This is a genomic window from Actinosynnema sp. NPDC023658, assembly GCF_040639995.1.
Lineage (GTDB): Bacteria > Actinomycetota > Actinomycetes > Mycobacteriales > Pseudonocardiaceae > Actinosynnema.
Genome location: NZ_JBFAAX010001519.1, coordinates 1 through 1,019 on the forward strand (window position 1 = coordinate 1; position 1,019 = coordinate 1,019).

The following is a 1,019-nucleotide window of genomic DNA, read 5'->3' on the forward strand; positions in this document are numbered from 1 at the left end:
CCGCGCGTCGGTCGGAACGCCGTCGCGCGGTCGGGCCGCCTCCTCGACCGCGGGCCGGGCCCGCTCGGGGGCGCCGCGTCGCTCAAGGACGACCCCCGGGTCGTCCAGTTGCGGCAGCTCGCGGAGTGGCTGTCCCGGCACCGGGCCGAGTGCCTGGCCGCCGTGGACGGTTGGATGGTGCGGTCGCTGCCGGTGCCCACCGCCCTGGTGGTCGAGGTCTGGGCGGACGCCGCCTGGGCCGACGCGCTGCGCGACCTCGTCGTCACGGCCGACGACGGCACCGGCGCGGAGACCGGGTTCCTGCGCGACGCCGACCCTGAGCGCGGATTGGGCCTGGTCACGCTCGACGGCGACACGCGCCGGGTGCGGCCCGAGGTGGTGCGCGTCCCGCACCCGGTGCTGCTGGACGACCTGGAGGAGCTGCGCGAGTTCGGCGCCGAGCTGGGCGTCGAGCAGCAGGTGCAGCAGCTGTTCCGGCAGACGTTCGCCCGGTCGTCGCAGCCGGCGGGCAAGACGTCGGTGGACGACTACTCCGGCGGCCGGTTCGAGCAGCTCAACCACGCGCTGGGCCGCTGCCGCACGCTCGGCTACCCGGTGCGCGGCGGTGACGCGGTGTACTCGGCGTTCGAGGACGGCCGGGTCGTGGAGGCCCGCTACTGGCTCGGCTCGGACTACCCCGAGGGCGAGACGTGGACCGGTGAGCTGCGGTGGGCGCTGGAGGACGGCACCGCGCTGGCGCTGACCGACGTCGGACCGGTCGCGTGGTCCGAGGGCCTGCGCATGGCGGCGGCGATCCACGCCGGTCGCGTCGTCGAGGAAGCGGTGGTGGCCCCGTGAACGCCCTGATCTCCGCGGGTGCGGTGCTGCCCGGCGTCACCGAGCCCGGCGACGACCGCGACACGATCACCGCCCGCCACTACACCCACCCCGGGCTGGACGGTCGCGTGGTGGTGCGGCTGGTGCCCGCCGTGCTCGGCCGCGCCGAAGACCTGACCTGCGACTACCTCGGGTTCACCGCG

The 1,019-nt window shown here is 75.8% G+C and carries 2 protein-coding genes; both read left to right on the plus strand.

All coding sequences use genetic code 11. From position 1 onward, the window contains the following. Positions 1-837: DUF4132 domain-containing protein (locus AB0G02_RS42220; RefSeq protein WP_360806809.1), on the plus strand; the 837-nt coding region annotated here is incomplete at its 5' end. After that, a partial coding sequence (locus AB0G02_RS42225) for a hypothetical protein (RefSeq protein ID WP_360806812.1) occupies positions 834-1,019 on the plus strand: 186 nt, incomplete at its 3' end. The genes AB0G02_RS42220 and AB0G02_RS42225, both read left to right, overlap by 4 nt.